Source organism: Bacillus cereus group sp. MG1 (assembly GCF_040460035.1).
GTDB classification, from domain to species: Bacteria; Bacillota; Bacilli; order Bacillales; family Bacillaceae_G; genus Bacillus_A; species Bacillus_A cereus.
Window position 1 is genome coordinate 4,600,802 of record NZ_JARVGY010000001.1, and the last position, 19,154, is coordinate 4,619,955.

A 19,154-nucleotide genomic window follows, 5' to 3' on the forward strand; every position below is an offset into this window, starting at 1 on the left:
ATATTGGTTGTAGGATAAAAAGTAGATTAATAGAGAAAGAGGAGGAGATTATTATAACTACAACCGTTATTTCGCATTTTTACAATGAAGAATATTTATTGCCATGGTGGCTTATGCATCATACGAAACTTTTTGATCATGGTATTTTAATTAATAAAGGTTCAACAGATCGTTCCGTTGAGATTTGTAAAAAATTCGCACCGCATTGGGAAGTGCGAGATTCTGTAAATCCAGAGTTTGATGCATATGCGACAGATCATGAAGTGATGAGGATAGAACAAGAAGTACAAGGATGGAAAATGATTTTAAATACGACTGAGTTTCTTTGCATGCAAGATAAAAATCAGTTTTGGAAATCACTAGATGAATTGGGAGGTAGGATGTATTGGCTAGAAGGGCTTATTATGGTCGATGATCCTAACTATAATTATCCGGAACTTAACTTTGGAATACCTTTAATGAAACAGCGATTTCATGGTTATTTACCAGAGGAGTGGAGACTATGGAGAAGGGGAAGATTTATTCATAATCATGAGCATGGAAGTTATACGGTTGGAAGACATTTATCTGCGCATGAATCGATGATTTATCCACCTCTTGCCTGTATATTATGGTTTGGGTTTAGTCCGTGGAATGATGCGATGAGAAAGAGAAAGTTACAAATTGGTCCGACTCTTTCTGAAGCTAGTAAGCATGGAGGAATGGGTACGCATCATATTGTTACGCCGGAAAGATTAGAAGAATGGTATAAGGAATTAGCGAGAGGAACGAAGGATTTACGTTTTAATGATGCATATCGTTATGTTTTTGTATAAATGATTTCCACCATAAAATTGTTTCTTCTATTCCTGTATTTAGATCGTATGTTGGTTTCCAGTTTACTTCAGTTTTTAAACGTTTTACATTAACCCCGACAAATAAAGGTTCATCTTTAGAGAAAGGGATTGCACCTAGTTTAATTAAATGTTCTTTTCCTATCTTTTTAGCAATGATAGAAGCTAACTCTTTAATTTGTACAGATTGACCAGAAGCGATATTGATGGTGCCTGTAACGCCGTGTTCTAATATTGTTACGAGAGCGTCAGCGACGTCACTCACATGGAGGAAATCTCTCGATTGTTTTCCATGTGTACATAGTGCTTCCTCGTTTTTTAATAAGGAAGTGATAATGTTAGAAACGAGCCGATTACCTTGTTCGTGAGGTCCATACATATGAAAAATGCGGCCCCAACACATGCTGAGGCCTGTTTGTTGTGCATACGTTTCTAGCCAGGAGTGCAGTGCATTTTTACATAAAGAATACGGGGTTTTATAGGAAAGGAGCGGTGAATCTTCAAATAATACGCCGTTAAACCATTCGTATTCTGCGCCAGTACCTGCAACGACAACACGCTTTCCGCCGCATGTTGTAAAGTGTTGAATCAATGAAATACTAGACTTTAGCCAATAGTAATTATTAATAGATACATAGCATGCTGGTGGTACTGCTTCCCAAGCAAGGTGAATGAGATGGCTAGGCTGAACGTCGTAAATGAATTGTTTTACTTCGTCATTGCGGAGCAAGTTTACTTTATGCCAGTGGCAAGGGAGGTGAGAGGGTTTATTTTTATTATACGTGGCGTGCACTTCGTATCCCTTTTGTATAAGTGAATGTACAACATATTTACCTATCCAGCCACTACCACCTGTTACAACAACTTTCTTCATGGCTCAATCACCTCAACTTCTGGAACTGTCACTAAAAATTTACCGCCCCATTCACGAATGAAAGAGCATTCTTTTATAATTTCGTCTTTCAAATTCCAAGGAAGTATGAGAATGTAATCCGGTTTTGTACGTTTAATTTCTGCTGGAGATTTTATTGGAATACGAGTTCCTGGTAAAAGGAGATTTTGTTTGTGAGGATTTTTATCTACTGTATACGCTAAAAATTCTTTACCTATTCCGCAATAATTCAACAGGGTGTTTCCTTTAGCCGGAGCGCCGTAGCCGATGATTTGTTTGTTTAAAGCTTTTGCTTTGATAAAAAACTTTAAAATATTTATTTTCAATTGTTCCACTCGTTTAGAAAAAAGGAGATAGCAATCTAATGTATCGAGTCCGTGATTGACTTCTTTTTGGAGTAAGTTTGTAACGTTGGAATGGATAGTGGATTGGGAACTTAGATGGTTTACAAAAATACGTAATGAACCACCATGTGTTGAAAGCTCTTCTACATCAACAATTTGTAAATGATGATGAGCTAAAATTTTTTGAAGGCTTATAAGTGAGAAGTAGGAGAAGTGTTCATGGTAGATGGTATCAAATTGGTTAAAGGATATAAGGTTTAATAAGTGCGGGAATTCGATTGTTATCGTGCCATCACGTTTTAATAGTGTTTTTAAACCAGCAACAAAATCATGCAAGTTTGGAACATGTGCTAATACGTTATTTGCGACGATTAAATCAGCTTGTGGCAATTTTTTTGCTAAGTCATTACTGAAAAAATTCACATGAGTAGGAATTCCTTTTTTGATAGCAATTTCTGCTACGTTTTTCGCGGGTTCAATTCCCAATGTCTCGATATTTTCTTTTTTAAAGTATTGTAATAAGTACCCATCGTTACTTGCGATTTCAATCACTTTTGAATGTTTCGTTAAGTTGAAACGCTTAATCGCCATTTCTACATATTGTTTAGCGTGTAGTAGCCAACTTGAGGAGTAAGAGCTGAAGTATAAATAGTTATGAAAAATATTTTGCGGGGATTCAAATTCATCTAGCTGTACGAGTAAACAAGAGTGACAAACAAATGTGTGCAGCGGATAAAAAGGTTCCATTTTATATGAGCTTTCAGGAGCTACAAATGAATTAGCGAGAGGGGAAACGCCCAAATCTAAAAAAGTGTTGGTTAGTAATGAGTGGCAAAAACGGCATTTTTTCTGTTCCATTTTATAGCCCCTTTATAAATTTTTGAATGCATCGATTTGTTGTCATGTGAAAGATTCTATATTTTCACCAGATGCATATTTTTTGTACCAATCAACAGTCCAAGCGATAGAATCATCTGTTGATAACTTAGGAGTCCAGCTGAGTTTGTTTACTGCTTTTGTACTATCGAGTGTTAAAACAGGTGATTCATAAGGAGTATTTGTAGAGGAGGAAATGATTGTTAGTGGGTTATTCCATAATTTTATTACAGATTCAATGACATCATGAACGGTTCTGTTAGGTTCATTCATTGGGCCGAAATTCCACGCTTCTGCATATTTAGCATCATTCCAAAGTTTCTCAGCTAAAAGGATATAGCCATGTAGAGGATCTAAAACATGTTGCCACGGACGGACGGCATATTTGTTTCGAATACACAAAGTATGATTGTGCAAATATGCCCGAATGATATCAGGGAATAATCGATCTTCTGCCCAATCACCACCGCCGATGACGTTACCAGCTCTGACTGAGGCGAGTTTCTGGGTATTAGTGCGGAAGAATGATTTTTGATAGGATGTTGCCAATATTTCAGCGCAAGCTTTACTAGCGCTATAAGGGTCGAAACCTCCTAGTCGGTCATTTTCCACGAACGATCGGTCGCCACTACCGTCATTCTCATAACATTTATCGCTTGTCACATTAATAATGGCACGTACGCTTTCGACGGACTTTGCTGCTTCTAGCACGTGAACAGTACCTAAAACATTCGTTTTGAATGTATCGATAGGGTTTTTGTATGAAGCGGTTACGATTGGCTGAGCTGCTAAATGAAATATTATGTCAGGTTTATGCTGCTTCATGGCATGAAATAAAGAATGGTAATCTGTAATATTGCCTTTCATTGTCGTGCACTCTTTTGCTACGTTACCTTGTTCAAAAATGTTAGGAATGGATGGGGGATGAGAAGAAAAGCCTACTACTTCTGCACCTAAAGAACTTAAGAAAAGGGTGAGCCAGGAGCCTTTAAATCCAGTATGTCCCGTAATAAATACTTTTTTCTTATTCCAAAAAGATGATGAAGCCATATTACCAAACCTTCCACGGAGCGTTATTACTTTCCCATAGCTCGACTAATTTATTTTTATCGCGCAATGTATCCATCGGATGCCAAAAACCAGAATGTTGATATGCGGCCAATTCATTTTTATTTACTAACTGAACTAAAGAGTCTGTTTCAAAAACAGACTTATCTCCACTAATGTAATTGAAAACTTCAGGATTTAAAACGAAAAATCCACCATTAACCCATCCGCCATCACCTAATGGTTTTTCTTGAAAAGATGTTACAGACTGTTTATCTAATATGAGAGAACCGAATCTACCAGGAGGTTGTACGGCAGTAACAGTAGCCATTTTTCCATGTTTTTTATGGAATGTAATAAGTTCTTTTATATTTACATTACTTAATCCATCACCATAAGTGAGGCAGAAAGGTTCGTCTCCGACATAATTTTGAATCTTTTTCACTCGGCCACCCGTTTCGGTATTTACACCAGTATCGATTAGTGTAACTTTCCATGGTTCTACACGATGAGAATGGCTAGTAATTGTATTATCGTTTAACTGTATTGTGAAATCAGACATGTGTAAGTTGTAATTTAGAAAGAACTCTTTAATTGCATATCCTTTATAGCCTAAGCAAATAATAAACTCAGTAATTCCGTAATGACTATACAAACTCATAATGTGCCATAGAATGGGTTTTGTTCCAATTTCAATCATAGGTTTCGGTTTTAAATGTGTTTCTTCCCCAATTCTTGTACCGTACCCACCAGCAAGAATAACAGCTTTCATTTTTTCCTCCTAAAATAAAAATTTATTATTTATACAGTATTCATGTTTTATGCAAATGAGATTGTTTTTGATTAAGTGAATGAAAATGTTTGAGGTGATGACGATGCAGAAAATATTACGGTTTGAATTTTGGAAATAATTCTTGATATTCAGGGTTATGACGGAGGTCTTGTGTTAGGTTACTAAGCTCTAAAAAACGTATGTCCAGTACTTCAGGAGATTGACCGTAATGTGTTTGAAGTCCCATTTGAACACCCCTTTTTGAAAGGGTAGGTGTAATTTGTAATTTTCTTGCCTTTGATTGTTCATTCCAAGGGCTAAAATAAAATTTTAAAATAAATGAAGGATAGTCATAAATTATATATCCGTGCCGCGAATGATGTCTACCAGGTAAATATGCACCGTCTAGATGATTGTGAATAAATCTCCAAGCACATCCGAGATTTGGGTTATAAGGGAAGACACCGTGGTATCGCTGTTCTACTAAGGGGATAGAATATCTAGGCTTTGAATAATTATAATTATGATTATCTATCATTAAAATCATTCTAATCGCATACATGTTTTGGCCTAGTGTATGAAGAGATGAAAAAAATTCTTCAGTATTATTACAACAAAAGAATTCAGTAGTATTTAAAACGATTTTCCAACCTGAAACTTCTCTTTCAATTTCCATCACTTCAATATCAGTATTAGTTGGATCAAACTCAAGAAATCTTGAATTTCGTACCTCCCAGTGGGGTGCTAATAGTTTACAAATCTCTACGGAACGATCTGTAGACCCTCTATTAATTAAAATGCCGTGATCGAATATTTTCGTGTGATGCATAAGCCACCATGGAAGTAGGTATTCTTCATTATAAAAATGAGAAATGATTGTCTTTTTCATATTAATTCCCTCCTATACAAGCAATCATTATTAGTAGGATATGCTTTTAAATAAGAAAGGTTAAAAGTGGCAGGCAATGTAGTGATTAGGTAGTAGTTTAGTAATTTTATTGTATAAGTGTAGATTACTCGTATTGAATCATCATAGGAGGAGATTGGAATTTTGTATAAATTGTGAATAATAAACCGTCACGTTTGACTGTACAGTTTATGTGTTGTATGATGTATGTAATATAAACAAGGGGGGAAGATCGTTGGGAAGGTGTATCGAATCGGACAGTTGGCTCTCATGGCTCACGTGTCGAAACGAACGATTGATTATTATACGAATCTAGGTATCTTAAAAGCGGAGCGATCTCAATCTAATTATCGCTATTACGACGAAACAGCATTTGAGACATTACAATTTATTGAGAAGTGCAAAGAAATGCATATGCCGCTTTGTGAGATTAAAGAGAAAATCGAGGAGAAGAAGAAGCTGCTCGGTATCAATGAACACGTTTCGAAACAAGTGAATGAAGTGACAGACCATATTCATCAATTAGAAGTGGAGCTTACTGAGTTAAAGCCGCTTTTAGATGAATTGACTGATTCACAACGTGAAAAAATATCGAAATCTTTATCAGGTCAAACGACAGCTTTAATACAGACACTTGCTCTATTATTATAGAATAAGTGAAATCCGACCTCTTTAATTTTTGTATCGGGCTATGTTTTCTAACAAACAAATAAGAAAACATTATAGTATACAGGAGGTGGACACCTTAGTTTTTTAACTAAGGGGATTCATTGGAAATATTTAATTTAGTCATGGTTGCGATTTTAATCGCATTTACTGGATTTTTCGTAGCAGCAGAGTTTGCGATTGTAAAGATACGTTCAAGTCGTATCGATCAGCTTGTTGCGGAAGGAAAACGCGGTGCTTTAGCAGCGAAAAAGGTAACAACAAATTTAGATGAATATTTATCTGCTTGTCAATTAGGTATTACAGTTACAGCTATGGGATTAGGTTGGTTAGGTGAACCGACAATTGAAAAGTTATTACACCCGTTATTTGAGAAATGGAACTTAAATCCTTCTATTTCATCAGTATTAACATTTGGTCTTGCTTTTATGATTATGACGTATTTACACGTTGTAGTAGGGGAATTAGCTCCGAAAACGATGGCAATTCAAAAGGCTGAAAGGGTAACGTTATTATTGGCAGGTCCATTAATGATGTTCTATAAAGTAATGTATCCATTTATTTGGGTATTGAACGGTTCAGCTCGTGTGATAACTGGTTTATTCGGTTTAAAGCCAGCTTCAGAACATGAAGTAGCTCATACAGAAGAAGAATTACGTCTTATCCTTTCAGATAGCTATGAAAGTGGCGAAATTAATCAAGCTGAATACAAGTATGTAAATAACATTTTTGAATTTGATAATCGTATTGCAAAAGAGATTATGGTACCGCGAACAGAAATCGTTGGTTTCTACCTGGAAGATTCAGTAGAAGAACACATGAAAGTAATCCAAAATGAGCGATACACACGTTATCCGATTTTTGGAGAAGATAAAGATGATATTATCGGTATGGTCAACGTAAAAGATTTCTTTATTCGATATATGACCGAGGATCAAAAAGATTTATCATCTATTCGCTCGTATATGCGTCCGATTATTGAAGTGATGGAAACGACTCCAATTCACGATTTATTACTTCAAATGCAGAAGAAGCGAATTCCGATGGCTGTTTTATATGATGAGTACGGAGGAACAGCCGGAATTGTAACGCTTGAAGATATCTTGGAGGAAATCGTCGGCGAAATTCGTGACGAATATGATGAAGATGAGGCACCGCCAATTCAACATGTGAACGAGCAACATATCATTGTTGATGGAAAAGTGCTTATTTCAGAAGTGAAAGATTTATTTGGATTACACATCGAAGAAGATGATGTGGATACAATCGGTGGATGGATTATGATGCAAAATCATGAAATCGAAGAAGGACAACATGTTGACGCGGAAGGTTATGAATTTAAAGTGTTAGAAAAAGACGCTTACCAAATTAAACGTGTTGAAATTCGTAAGATGGAACAAGAACAAGAAGAAGAGAAAGCAGCAACTGTGTAAGTTGCTGCTTTTCTTCTAAAGTACAAAAAATGAGAACTTAGGAGCGGATATTTTGATTCAAGAAGCCTTACGTGTATATCGATTACAATTGTATGTGATCTTTAGTGGTTTACTACTTATGTGGACGATTACTCCGTTTGGAAAACAAGTGACAGGGTTCGGTATTGGATTAGCAGTAAGCGCCTATTGTCTTTGGTTATTAGCTCGCAGAGTGGAGAAACTCGGAAAAAGTATCGTAATGAAGGAAAAGGCTCCTGGATTAGGAGTTTTAAACCGATTTGCAGCTGCTATTTTAGGGGCTATCATCATGTATGAAATTGAGCATGAGATGGAAATGTGGGCATTCGGTACAGGTATTTTAGGTGGCCACTTTTTAATGATTGCAAATTTAGCGTATGCAAATATGCAGTTAGTGAAAGAAGAAGAGAAGCAAAGGGAACATGCTTCGAAAAACATAGAGCTATGATGAAAGGGACCTAATCGGGTTCCTTTTTTATTTTAGTGATTTGATACAAGTAAACAAATTAACGACAAATATAATACGCTTCTTTTTTACGTTTTTCAATAGTATGAAAAATAATAAAAAAATTTTAAAAAACCCATCGATTTCTAAAGGTTATGTATGTTATTATGACAAAAGACTTTTTGAAAGAGGTGGATACCAATGTTACAAGCGCTACTTATTTTTGTGCTACAAATTATTTACGTTCCAATTTTAACAATCCGTACGATTTTGCTTGTAAAGAATCAAACAAGATCCGCTGCTGGTGTTGGATTGTTAGAAGGAGCTATTTACATTGTCAGTTTAGGTATTGTGTTTCAAGATTTATCAAATTGGATGAACATCGTTGCCTATGTCATTGGCTTTAGTGCGGGACTGTTATTAGGCGGTTATATAGAGAATAAATTAGCAATTGGTTATATTACGTATCAAGTTAGTTTACTAGACCGTTGTAATGAATTAGTAGATGAGTTACGTCACTCTGGATTTGGCGTTACAGTATTTGAAGGCGAAGGTATTAATTCTATACGTTATCGCTTAGATATCGTCGCAAAGCGTTCTAGAGAGAAAGAGCTTTTAGAAATCATTAATGAAATTGCACCGAAAGCGTTTATGTCTTCGTATGAAATTCGCTCGTTTAAGGGTGGATATTTAACGAAGGCGATGAAGAAAAGAGCGTTAATGAAGAAGAAAGATGAACATGCATCGTAAAAAAGAGGAGTAGTGCTGCAGTAAAAGTGCAGTATAAGTCCAAATGTAAAAGGAGGAATCTATTTTGATGTAGATTCCTCTCTTTTTTTATGAAAAATATTGATCTGTTAATTCAAAAAAACTAAATCGTATAATTATTTTTTTTACTCATTCTCAAATTAATGATTAGCCATATAATTTGAAAAAATACCGGTATGATAAACGCAATTAATAAAACGATAAGTGATATTGATTTAATTTCAGGTGTTTGAATAACACCAGCACCATCAACATCTCGTAGCCAAATAATAGCGGCCCATATTCCAAAAACGATAATCCAAAATATGTTACCAATCCACCAAGAAATCCATCGTTTTTTCATGTTAGCACCCCCTACATTTATCTACTGTTAAAAGTATATTTTCGTTCGTTACATTTATAATGAAACAACTTTAAAATCAGTTTTTAACTGTATATCTAACTTGTTTGAAGGTTACCATTTCTCCATCATCATTATCATCTTTCGTTTGGAAAAGTTGAACTTTTGGTTTGTAGTCTGTCCTATGAGCGTGTTCGATATCTTTAATATTAAGCTTGTAGGATTCACCATTTTTTAGTTTTTGTTCCAATACTTTTTTATTAGCAACATAAATAAAAGTTACTTTATTTTCATCAATGCCTTTAGTTTTAATTTCTGATTCATTATCTTTTGCTGTGATCGTTGGTGTTAATAATTCCATACTGCCTTTCCCGCTTTCTAAAGAATTCTCTGCTATAGTTGAACATCCTGATAATATGATTCCAGTGAATAGAAGAACAGCTAATTTCTGTTTCATAACATCCCTCAATTCCATGTGAATTTTGATTTTGGTATTGCTAGATTACTAGTGTGGAGCGTAAATGTTTAGTTAGTACCCTTTTGATTGTACCATAATATGTAAAATAAAACAGGATGTATATCCAATTTAAGGGAGATTGAAAAATTTACTCATTGTTGTAAATTCGTGTGTTTTAGCTTCTATTTCAATCGAAATGTAGACAGGATAAAGAAATTTTTTATAGAAATTTCAATTTTTACATCTTAAAATAATGATAAAGCGTAGATGAATTTATTCACTTCGGAGGTAGTTATTTGAACATTAACGAGAAGGCAATTGAAATGTTTGAACAAAATAAATATGAGGAAGCAATGGAACTGTTTCAACAAGCAGTACATGAATCTAGAGACGTACAATCTCTCAATAATCTTGCTTGGATGTACTTCTATGAGGAAGAGAATGATGATAAAGCTCTTGAATTAATAAGAGAAGTTGTTAAGTTGAATCCTTCTTCATACTTTCCTTATAACATCTTAGGGGACATTTACATGAAACAAGAAAAATGGACAGAAGCGAAAGAAGTATTACAAAAATCTATTTCGATTCAACCATCCGATGAAGCATATCACAATCTAGCTGTAGCTCATTATAATCTTGGAGAGCTGGAAAAAGCTTCGGAATTTTTTTTACGAGTTGCAGGGGATTCGGACTATATCATGTATAGCTATGTAAAATGTTTAATTGATTTAGAACGAACGACAGAAGCAAAAGAGAAGTTAGATACTTTTAACAGGGAATCTGATAATTTTTTAGGGGAAATTAATGTAGCAGATTTATATGTTGAATTGAATTGCTATAAAGAAGCAATTGAATGGTTCGAAAAGGGATATAAAGAATGCTGGAAAAGTCCTAATTGGATTGGTAGATTTGTGTATGCTCTATATAAAACGAATAATTTCTCCCGTATAAATGAAGTTATACGGGAATCTATCGAAGCGAAAACAGCAGAAATAGAAGATGTTCAGAGTGAAGAAGTAGAAGAAAACTGGACAGAAAATGATAAGAAAGAGTTAATTAAGGAATATACAGAAGAGAATAATTGTTATAAAACAATGGTAGAACGTATCAAATCTGGATACGTTCCAGGATTAGAGTTTGAAACTGATTATATAGGGGCTTGCTATTTATTTCGTTGTAAAAGACATAATCACCTTGAATATGAAAAATAAAAAGATTCGACTGTCACATATGATGGTCGAATCTTTTTCGTTATAGGTCGCTTGTATTACATAGGTGTATATCCTCTTTAGAGGCCACTTTTTTTATATTCAAAATATGTAGTGAAATAAAACCAATAAGTCCTATTCCGCCAAAAATAAGCCATGGTGTATACATTCCGCTTAAGTTGGATGTAAAAGATGTACCGGTATAATTACCAATGATAAAACCAAATGCGAGTGATAGTTGATAAAATCCGAAGAAAGTGGCTGTATATGATTCATTACTGTAATTTGCAATAGCGATATCAGCGTTAGGTAATACGAGTGTTTCACCGATTGTAAATAAAATTACACAAATAAAGAACCAATATGGGTGTTGAAATAAAGGAATGAGTAAAAAGGAAATACTCATTAATAAAACACCGTATTTAATAATCGAAAGTGTGTTGTATTTGTGGAATAATTTTCGGAATAATACCATAAATATGACGCCTGTTATCGCATTTATCGTAATAACGAGTGTAGCAAGTTGATTGCTATTACTAATGTTTTTCATATGAAGTGGAAGTGCGACAGTAAGCTGAGTAAACATAATATAGAAGAAAATCATGATAAAGGAAAACAGAAGGAAAGATTTGTTTTGTAAGATGACCTGTATTCCTAATGTAATAGACGTGTTTTCAGTAGTGACTTGGAAGTGATTTTTAAGTAAGTAAAAAATAAAAGCAAATAACAGCATAAGAGATCCTGTTAGAGAGAAAGCGTAGAGTGGATCGAGTAAGAGTAAGAATCCTCCTGCAATTGGTCCGATTATTGCACCGCAATTAAAGCTAAGGTTTAAATATGTAAATAAATTTTTTCTCAAATGAGCTGGCTGTGAGCCAAATATAGCGCGAGCGGCAGGTTCGTAAAATGCAGTTCCGAAGCCAATAAGTGCAGAAAAAATAGAAATTGTATAGAAATCAGAGCATATTCCTAAAGCGATAAATCCGACTCCTCTTAAAAATAATCCGGCTATCATCATAATGATATAGCCTATTTTGTCAGCAATTAACCCTGAGAATAATGGGATAACTCGTGATGTAATTGTCATAATCGTCAACACTGTTCCTACTTGGACAGCAGAAAAATGAAGAAAGGTTAATAGATAAATAGCTAAAAATGCGTATACTGCAAAATACCCAAAAGACATAAAAAATGAAGAAATAAGCATGAAACGTATCGGTGTTGAGAAACTTTTCATAGAAATCCTCCTAATTATGTAACCAGTAAAATTATTTGATGGTTAACTACTTTATATTATAATTATACATAAAGTCAGAAAAAAGTAAATTTTAAGAAGAAGGTGGATTGAATTGAATCAAAACGCTCCAAATGAACTAGAATATATTCGGGAATTTTTAAATACATGGAGAATACCAAACGATACGAGAGAGCCAATTGATTTGCTGCAAACAAAAGAAGATATAAAGCTCTTTATGAAAGAATATTTTGATGAAGAGTTTCCATTTCATACGATAGAGGAATTAAGAGGTTTTCGAGAAGAGATTCGGATGACAATTGAAGGCGAAGAATCATTGCAAAAATGGTTAGAGAAATACCCATTTCATGTACATATAAAGGATGATATGAAAGGTATTACATATGAACCAGTATATGAAGAGAATGTGTATACAAAAGTGTTAAGCATTGTGTTAATGTCAATTCAAGAAAATGTGTGGGGAAGGTTAAAAGCATGTCCAGATTGTCGCTGGGTATTTTATGATCATTCGCGAAATGGAAGTAAAAGATGGTGCGGTATGTATGCTGGAGAAGAAGGAGGAAGAGCATGCGGTACGATTGCGAAAGTGAAAAACTACAGGGCGAAGAGAAAAGGGCGATCTGGTTATGATATGTAAGTAATATTAGAGAAAGAAAAATGGATGGGGGAATGAATAATATGAAAGGCACACAAATGCTAGCTACAAATAAAAAGTGTTGGGATACAGTTGCACCTTATTTCTTTCAAGTGGATTGTTTACCTAAATATGGTCCGTATACGGCGTCTGAAGATGAGATTCGTTTGTTCGATTCAATCAGAAAGAAAAAGGTTCTTGATATTGGCTGTGGAAGTGGGCATTCGTTGCAATATATGGCGGAACAAGGGGCAGAGGAATTATGGGGGCTTGATCTTTCGAGTACACAAATTGAAATAGCGAATAAGACGTTAAAGGATTGGAATCCAAAGTTAGTATGCGGAGCAATGGAAGAAGAAGGAGATATTCCGAAAGGATATTTTGATATTGTATATTCCATTTATGCATTAGGTTGGACTTCAGATTTAAGAAAAACGTTGGAACTGATTTATTCATATGTAAAGCCAGGGGGAAGTTTTATTTTTAGTTGGGAGCACCCAGTATATTCAAACTTACAGTATGGTACGGAAGAAGTTGCTATAAAGTCTTCTTATCATGAGGAAACGCCCATTACGTTTGAAACTTTTAAAGGAGAAAATGTACAAGCGACATTACATAAGAGAAAAATAAGTACATACATAAATGAGTTAAATAGAGCGGGATTTAAAATTGAGAGAATAGAAGAGCCTGAACCATCGAGCTCGCTTGATGGAGAACTAGCTGAGCCGTCTACGAAATATTATTCTTTATATAAAGCTAGGATGGTGCCAACTACTTTTATTATTAAGGCGAGGAAGTAAATTGTTTTATAAAAAGAAGCCTATCATTTCAAATAGATGAAATGATAGGCTTCTTTATTTTAAAAAAATGAGGTCAAAGGTGTACTTTTCTTATAAAAATGCATTTCATATAAAAGGTGTAATATTTTCAAGGGGATGCCAATGGTAGGAATGAGACAGTATCTGTTAGATTGCTATTAAATGGAACGCAACTAACAGGGAGTTTTATACAAAACGTAACGACATCAACTGTAGTAATCGAACCAGCCATTTCAAATACACTTCTTGTGAATGTGACGAGTGCCAATTCAACATTAATATTACAAAATGGCCCGTTAGGTGTAGGGCATGTGACTACTATAGCAGGTGCGATTACAGCAAGCTTAAATATAGTGAGAATTTTATAAAGAATATAAAAAACACAAGGAAAGTCTTTGTAAGACACACCTTGTGTTTTTTAATATTAAATAAACATTTTCTTCATCTTTTCGGTTGGAAAATATGCTGAAAGAAGTATTTGTGATGTAAGTTATCTACAACTTTATTTGCTTGATATGTGCGTTGTTTTTCAATTCGGAGTCTTTGCTCCATCATTTTTATTGCGTGATCAGATAAACGTAACATAATACATTCTCCTTTTCTATAAATATAGGTGACTATTTGATATCGATCCCATATTTATAATTAAGGAGGCAAAATGTGTAACATAGGCAAAAAGCACCTTCCTCTCCCATTACGCTTACGAGGTTAGCTGTCGGACTCGGGAAGTGAGAGTTTCCCTACTTAAAAAAGATTCGCCCCAAGTAGCATAGCTACAAAAATGGTTCCCCCGCTCCAAAATTTGGACTCAGCAAAAGGTTTTATAAAGTAAAAAATAACATAAAGGAGCGAACAAGTCAAATTATTTTGTGTATTCTGTCTTTTTTAATTGCGTAAGAATCATACCGTCAGGAAGTATTGTATCTGATACTGTAATGAATCCGTGTTTTTTATATAAAGTAATAGCAGGGGTATTCGCTTTACCTGTTTGTACAATGTATGTCATTGAAGAGGGAAACATGTTAAATATATAAATTAGGAGTTTCGTTGCGATTCCTTTTTGAAAAAAAATCGGGCGATACAACTAGCCTGTGGATATCGATTAGTTTTTCTTCTTGTACAAAAGAAATAAAACCGACAAGTTTATTTTCAGAAAAATATCCATAGAATGTTTCAACGCAATTTTGAATATCGTTTACAGTATCATATAAACGAGGTATGGCAGTACTATTTAAGTAGCCTGCTTCAACTTTATAAGCTGGAATTTGAACCTGTAAAATGGATGTTGCTACTTCAAAAGAAGTGGAATTTAACTTAAGAATCATAGATAATGAAGCCTCCTTTAAATATGGTATATGAATATAATTGCTTTATGGGTGAGTTTGACAATATTTTTCTTTTTTGCATATAATATATGTATCTCCATATGTAAAATAGTAGTAAATATATTTCTATAGTGAAATATGGTTAGCAATGATAAATACATATGTTTGTATTAAATCATACAAACTATAATAGAAATGGAGGACTAAAAATGGGGTGGATTATCACATTAATAGTTGGTGCTATTATAGGTGCAATTGCTAGTTCTATAACAGGTAAAAATTTCCCAGGTGGTATGTTCGGAAATATTATCGCAGGTTTATTAGGTGCTTCGTTAGGTGGTAGATTATTTGGCTCCTTTGGGCCATCATTTGGTGGGATTCACGTCGTGCCAGCATTATTAGGTGCAATCGTGTTAATTTTTATTGTATCATTTGTAGTGAAAGCTGCAAAGAAATAGATATATAGATTATGATGAAGAGCCCTGAATAAGGGCTTTTCATCATTCGAAGAGGTGGTTTCATTGGAGAAAATAAATATAAGAAAAAGAGATAAGTTAAGAAAGTTTTTTAGAGAACAAAATTATTTGGCGGTATTACTTGGATTTGCGTTATTGTTCATTAATATTTTATTGCTAACAAAAATATCATTTGTTTTTACACCGTTTATCGTATTTTTAAAAACAATTTTCTTCCCAGTACTATTAGCAGGCGTACTATTCTATATTTTACATCCATTCGTTTCGCTTTTAGAAAAGAAAGGTGTTTCAAGAATCGTATCGATAGCTTCCATATATTTAATCGTACTAGGATTATTTGTATTTTTAGTTGTAACGGTTATCCCTATTATTAAAGATCAAATTGATGCATTAATTGATAACTTACCGTATTTTGGCCATGAGATTGAACAAGCAGCACGTAGATTCGGGGAAAGTAATTTACTCGGTAAAATTCAAGAGAATTTAAATATTAATGTTGCGAATATGGTAAAAGAATACACAGTTGATTTTACAAAGTCATTATCATCAGTAACTGGGAATGTAACTGGATTTTTGAGTACTGTTACAGAGGTTGTTTTAACATTTGTAATGGTTCCATTTATATTGTTCTATCTTTTAAAAGATGGTGAGCAATTGCCGAATCACTTTTTAAAGTTTATTTCAGAGCAAAGACAACCAGCAGCAATGAGAATACTAGATGATATGCATTATGCGATTAGCTCGTATATTAGAGGTCAAATTATCGTGAGCTTATTTATCGGTATTATGTTATTAATCGGTTACCTTATTATCGGTATTAAATATGCTGTACTGCTTGCTATTTTAGCGATGATTGTAAATATCGTTCCGTACGTAGGACCAATTATCGCCATTACACCAGCGTTAATTATCGCATTTATCGACTCGCCAGCAATGGTGTTAAAAGTAATCATCGTTATGATGGTTGTACAATTAGCAGAAGGTAAATTTATTTCTCCGCAAGTCATGGGTAAAAAGTTAGATATTCACCCGATTACTATCATTTTTATCATTTTAACTGCCGGAAACTTATTCGGGATTATGGGGATTATTTTAGCGCTTTTTTATTAACAATTCATTTGCATATTGGCGCGCCCATTGATCCGCTTCTAATATAGCATCTAGTGAAGGATCTTTTACGTTATGATGAGCTTCAACTGTTTTGTAAATTGTTTTTTCAATATCGAAAAAGGCAATTTCATTTTTTAAGAATAGTGCATTCGCAAGTTCATTTGCTGCATTTAATACAGCGGGAGTAGTACCACCGATTTTGCCACATTCATATGCGTATTGTAGACAAGGGAACTTCTCTAAATCTGGTTTTTCAAAATGTAAACTACCGATTTCTAATAAATTTAATTTTTCATAGGAAGAAGGTAGCCGAGTAGGATAGTGAAACGCATATTGAATCGGCATTCTCATATCAGGAGCACCGAGCTGTGCCATAACTGATCCATCAATAAATTCTACTAAAGAATGAATGATACTTTCTTTATGAATCATTACATCAATTTTTTCATATGGAATATCAAATAGCCATCTCGCTTCCATTACTTCGAACCCTTTATTCATTAATGTGGCAGAATCAATCGTTAGTTTTGCGCCCATTAACCAGTTTGGGTGCTTTAAAGCATCTTTTGCTTGTAATGTTTGCATTTCATCACGTGTTTTATCACGGAATGCACCGCCAGAAGCTGTAACGATTAATTTCTCAATTTCTTTATTATTTTCTCCGTTTAAACATTGGAAAATAGCTGAATGTTCGCTATCTACTGGAATTAAGCGACATCCGTTTTGTTTCGCTAGTTCAGTTACGATATGTCCAGCTGCAACTAACGTTTCTTTATTAGCGATGGCAATATCTTTCTTCGCCTTTAATGCTTCAATCGTTGGAAGTAGTCCGGAAACTCCGACAACAGAACTTAATACAAGATTTGAATCAGGGTGAGTAGCTACCGCAATTAAGCCATCAGTTCCGTATGTGATTTTTGTATTCGCTGAAATACGCGTACGAAGCGTGTCTGCTAAGTCTTTTGTTGCAACGCTTACAATACGAGGTTGAAACGTTTTGATTTGTTGCTCAAGAAGATCGATATTATAATTTGCGGTTAAACCGACGATTTTGAAATGTTCAGGATGAGCTGAAACGACATCTAATGCAGATGTGCCGATGGATCCTGTGGAACCTAAAATGGATATATATTTTACCATGAAAAAACCTCCAAAGTTGTTTCGAATATTTCTGCAAACCTATATAATATTAGACAATTGAAGTGGAAATTCCTGCTATATAAAATAGAAAATTCGGGTTTGTTTGGAAGTGAAATGTGATAAACTGTAAAAAATAACGAAAAAGCAATGAAAGAGAAGAGTACATATTCGAAACTTTTCAGAGAGCTGATATGTGGTGAGAATCAGTAAGGGATGAATATGGAATGGACTCTGGAGCTTCTAACTGAAATGAGTAGGTAAAGACGGTTACTTCACGTTATTGAAGTATGAAGTGAGCTAATGATAGCTAATTAAGGTGGTACCGCGGGAGTCTCTCGTCCTTTTTAAGGATGAGGGGCTCTTTTTATTTTGCGAAAGGAGGAGTTAGTGTGAGTGAAAAAATAATGTTAACAGGAATTAAGCCGACAGGTTATCCGCATTTAGGGAATTATATTGGTGCGATTAAACCTGCATTACAAATGTCAAAGAATAATGAAGGAAAAGCATTGTACTTTATAGCTGATTATCATGCATTAAATGCTGTGCATGATTCAGAAAAGTTCAGCAGTTATACGAAAGAGGTAGCAGCTACTTGGTTATCGCTTGGACTTGGGGAAGATGTTGTTTTTTATCGGCAAACAGAAGTACCAGAAATTCTAGAATTAGCTTGGATTTTAGCTTGCCTAACTCCGAAAGGTCTTATGAACCGTGCTCATGCGTATAAAGCGAAGGTGGAGCAAAATAAAGAAGCGGGGTTAGAGGTCGATGCAGGAGTGAATATGGGGTTATATACGTATCCGATTTTAATGGCAGCTGACATATTATTATTTCAAGCTACCCATGTACCAGTTGGAAAAGACCAAATTCAGCATATTGAAATCGCGCGTGATATTGCGACGTATTTTAATCATACATTTGGCACGACATTTACACTTCCGGAGTATGTCATACAAGAAGAAGGAGCTATTTTACCTGGTCTTGACGGAAGGAAGATGAGTAAAAGTTACGGAAATGTAATCCCATTATTTGCAGAGCAAGAAAAACTACGAAAGTTAATATTTAAAATCAAAACAGATTCTTCACTTCCAAATGAACCGAAAGAACTAGAAACCTTATTTACAATTTATAAAGAATTTGCGACAGAAGACGAAATACAGTCATTACGTGAAAAATATGAGACTGGAATCGGATGGGGCGATGTAAAAAAAGAGTTGTTTCGCGTTGTAGATCGAGAGTTAGCTGGACCTCGTGAAAAGTACGCAATGTATATGAATGAGCCGGATTTATTATATGAAGCATTAGAAAACGGTGCTGAGAAGGCACGCGCTATTGCAAAGGTAAATTTAGCGGAAATTAAAAAACGGATTGGATTTGAGAGGGAACGTTAAGC

Annotated in this window: 20 protein-coding genes, 3 pseudogenes, 1 riboswitch and 1 other annotated feature; of the genes and pseudogenes, 12 read left to right on the top strand and 11 right to left on the bottom strand. The window is 34.7% G+C overall.

Annotated features, from left to right (window positions below; genetic code table 11):
- Positions 1-14 precede the first annotated feature (14 nt).
- Entirely contained in the window at positions 15-815 is an 801-nt protein-coding gene (locus tag QCI79_RS24010; protein WP_071686365.1) for a glycosyltransferase family 2 protein, read from the top strand.
- Here QCI79_RS24010 and QCI79_RS24015 read toward each other — a convergent pair.
- The 5 genes from QCI79_RS24015 to QCI79_RS24035 all read right to left on the bottom strand — a co-directional run bounded on the left by QCI79_RS24015 (position 784) and on the right by QCI79_RS24035 (position 5,653).
- On the bottom strand, positions 784-1,707 hold the full coding sequence (locus QCI79_RS24015; RefSeq protein ID WP_000758372.1) for an NAD-dependent epimerase/dehydratase family protein: 924 nt from the start codon (positions 1,705-1,707) through the stop codon (positions 784-786). The two genes, QCI79_RS24010 and QCI79_RS24015, sit on opposite strands and share 32 nt — an antisense overlap.
- Complete coding sequence (locus QCI79_RS24020) at positions 1,704-2,927, bottom strand: class I SAM-dependent methyltransferase (RefSeq protein WP_000435771.1); 1,224 nt, start codon at positions 2,925-2,927, stop codon at positions 1,704-1,706. Before QCI79_RS24020 ends, QCI79_RS24015 begins: the two co-directional genes overlap by 4 nt.
- Positions 2,928-2,969: 42 nt before the next feature.
- Positions 2,970-3,995: a CDP-glucose 4,6-dehydratase gene (gene rfbG / locus QCI79_RS24025; RefSeq protein ID WP_000168665.1), complete on the bottom strand. Its 1,026-nt coding sequence runs from the start codon at positions 3,993-3,995 to the stop codon at positions 2,970-2,972.
- A 1-nt stretch (position 3,996) separates the two neighbouring features.
- Complete coding sequence (gene rfbF, locus QCI79_RS24030) at positions 3,997-4,764, bottom strand: glucose-1-phosphate cytidylyltransferase (RefSeq protein WP_000648806.1); 768 nt, start codon at positions 4,762-4,764, stop codon at positions 3,997-3,999.
- 115 nt (positions 4,765-4,879) lie between these two features.
- The gene (locus QCI79_RS24035) at positions 4,880-5,653 is read right to left on the bottom strand and encodes a glycosyltransferase family 2 protein (protein ID WP_000750973.1); all 774 of its coding nucleotides are present in this window, start codon (positions 5,651-5,653) and stop codon (positions 4,880-4,882) included.
- Between the two features lie 261 nt (positions 5,654-5,914).
- Here QCI79_RS24035 and QCI79_RS24040 point away from each other — a divergent pair, with 261 nt between their 5' ends.
- The 4 genes from QCI79_RS24040 to QCI79_RS24055 all read left to right on the top strand — a co-directional run bounded on the left by QCI79_RS24040 (position 5,915) and on the right by QCI79_RS24055 (position 8,983).
- Positions 5,915-6,322: a MerR family transcriptional regulator gene (locus QCI79_RS24040; RefSeq protein ID WP_000285634.1), complete on the top strand. Its 408-nt coding sequence runs from the start codon at positions 5,915-5,917 to the stop codon at positions 6,320-6,322.
- A gap of 119 nt (positions 6,323-6,441) precedes the next feature.
- The gene (locus QCI79_RS24045) at positions 6,442-7,770 is read left to right on the top strand and encodes a hemolysin family protein (protein WP_000402256.1); all 1,329 of its coding nucleotides are present in this window, start codon (positions 6,442-6,444) and stop codon (positions 7,768-7,770) included.
- Between the two features lie 52 nt (positions 7,771-7,822).
- Positions 7,823-8,236 carry an ATP synthase subunit I gene (locus QCI79_RS24050; RefSeq protein WP_000613876.1) on the top strand — a complete coding sequence of 138 codons (414 nt, stop codon included), beginning with the start codon at positions 7,823-7,825 and terminating at the stop codon, positions 8,234-8,236.
- Positions 8,237-8,434: 198 nt separating this feature from the next.
- Positions 8,435-8,983, top strand: coding sequence for a DUF2179 domain-containing protein (locus tag QCI79_RS24055; protein ID WP_000938438.1), 549 nt, complete (start codon positions 8,435-8,437; stop codon positions 8,981-8,983).
- 121 nt (positions 8,984-9,104) lie between these two features.
- On the opposite strand, the gene QCI79_RS24060 is transcribed toward QCI79_RS24055, so the two are convergent.
- Together QCI79_RS24060 and QCI79_RS24065 are read right to left on the bottom strand one after the other, a co-directional pair.
- Complete coding sequence (locus QCI79_RS24060; protein ID WP_000747679.1) at positions 9,105-9,344, bottom strand: DUF3923 family protein; 240 nt, start codon at positions 9,342-9,344, stop codon at positions 9,105-9,107.
- Between the two features lie 76 nt (positions 9,345-9,420).
- Entirely contained in the window at positions 9,421-9,816 is a 396-nt protein-coding gene (locus QCI79_RS24065) for a hypothetical protein (RefSeq protein WP_080346247.1), read from the bottom strand.
- 278 nt (positions 9,817-10,094) lie between these two features.
- Here QCI79_RS24065 and QCI79_RS24070 point away from each other — a divergent pair, with 278 nt between their 5' ends.
- The gene (locus tag QCI79_RS24070; protein WP_001024464.1) at positions 10,095-11,009 is read left to right on the top strand and encodes a tetratricopeptide repeat protein; all 915 of its coding nucleotides are present in this window, start codon (positions 10,095-10,097) and stop codon (positions 11,007-11,009) included.
- Positions 11,010-11,049: 40 nt separating this feature from the next.
- On the opposite strand, the gene QCI79_RS24075 is transcribed toward QCI79_RS24070, so the two are convergent.
- Positions 11,050-12,243: an MDR family MFS transporter gene (locus tag QCI79_RS24075; RefSeq protein ID WP_000834855.1), complete on the bottom strand. Its 1,194-nt coding sequence runs from the start codon at positions 12,241-12,243 to the stop codon at positions 11,050-11,052.
- Between the two features lie 112 nt (positions 12,244-12,355).
- On the opposite strand from QCI79_RS24075, the gene QCI79_RS24080 reads away from it, so the two are divergent.
- The 3 genes and pseudogenes from QCI79_RS24080 to QCI79_RS24090 form a co-directional block, all read left to right on the top strand.
- Complete coding sequence (locus QCI79_RS24080) at positions 12,356-12,898, top strand: CGNR zinc finger domain-containing protein (protein ID WP_021728177.1); 543 nt, start codon at positions 12,356-12,358, stop codon at positions 12,896-12,898.
- 41 nt (positions 12,899-12,939) lie between these two features.
- Positions 12,940-13,695, top strand: a complete 756-nt coding sequence (locus QCI79_RS24085) for a class I SAM-dependent methyltransferase (RefSeq protein WP_002101127.1) — start codon at positions 12,940-12,942, stop codon at positions 13,693-13,695.
- Between the two features lie 122 nt (positions 13,696-13,817).
- Positions 13,818-14,081 (top strand): annotated as a pseudogene (locus QCI79_RS24090) (collagen-like protein); the annotation flags it as partial.
- 73 nt (positions 14,082-14,154) lie between these two features.
- Here QCI79_RS24090 and QCI79_RS24095 read toward each other — a convergent pair.
- Positions 14,155-14,298 carry a hypothetical protein gene (locus tag QCI79_RS24095; RefSeq protein WP_000945243.1) on the bottom strand — a complete coding sequence of 48 codons (144 nt, stop codon included), beginning with the start codon at positions 14,296-14,298 and terminating at the stop codon, positions 14,155-14,157.
- A 96-nt stretch (positions 14,299-14,394) separates the two neighbouring features.
- Positions 14,395-14,537: riboswitch (cyclic di-AMP (ydaO/yuaA leader) on the bottom strand.
- A gap of 38 nt (positions 14,538-14,575) precedes the next feature.
- A pseudogene (locus QCI79_RS24100) lies at positions 14,576-15,038 on the bottom strand (GNAT family N-acetyltransferase).
- A gap of 209 nt (positions 15,039-15,247) precedes the next feature.
- Between QCI79_RS24100 and QCI79_RS24105 the strand changes: the two are divergent.
- Together QCI79_RS24105 and QCI79_RS24110 are read left to right on the top strand one after the other, a co-directional pair.
- Positions 15,248-15,496: a GlsB/YeaQ/YmgE family stress response membrane protein gene (locus QCI79_RS24105; RefSeq protein ID WP_000539730.1), complete on the top strand. Its 249-nt coding sequence runs from the start codon at positions 15,248-15,250 to the stop codon at positions 15,494-15,496.
- A 63-nt stretch (positions 15,497-15,559) separates the two neighbouring features.
- Positions 15,560-16,615 (top strand): annotated as a pseudogene (locus QCI79_RS24110) (AI-2E family transporter); the annotation flags it as partial.
- On the opposite strand, the gene QCI79_RS24115 reads toward QCI79_RS24110, so the two are convergent.
- Complete coding sequence (locus QCI79_RS24115) at positions 16,607-17,764, bottom strand: 1-deoxy-D-xylulose-5-phosphate reductoisomerase (RefSeq protein WP_000241795.1); 1,158 nt, start codon at positions 17,762-17,764, stop codon at positions 16,607-16,609. The pseudogene QCI79_RS24110 and the gene QCI79_RS24115 overlap by 9 nt on opposite strands.
- A gap of 138 nt (positions 17,765-17,902) precedes the next feature.
- Positions 17,903-18,110: a binding site (T-box leader), on the top strand.
- A 43-nt stretch (positions 18,111-18,153) separates the two neighbouring features.
- Between QCI79_RS24115 and QCI79_RS24120 the strand changes: the two genes are divergently transcribed.
- Entirely contained in the window at positions 18,154-19,152 is a 999-nt protein-coding gene (locus QCI79_RS24120) for a tryptophan--tRNA ligase (protein ID WP_001290893.1), read from the top strand.
- Positions 19,153-19,154 lie beyond the last annotated feature (2 nt).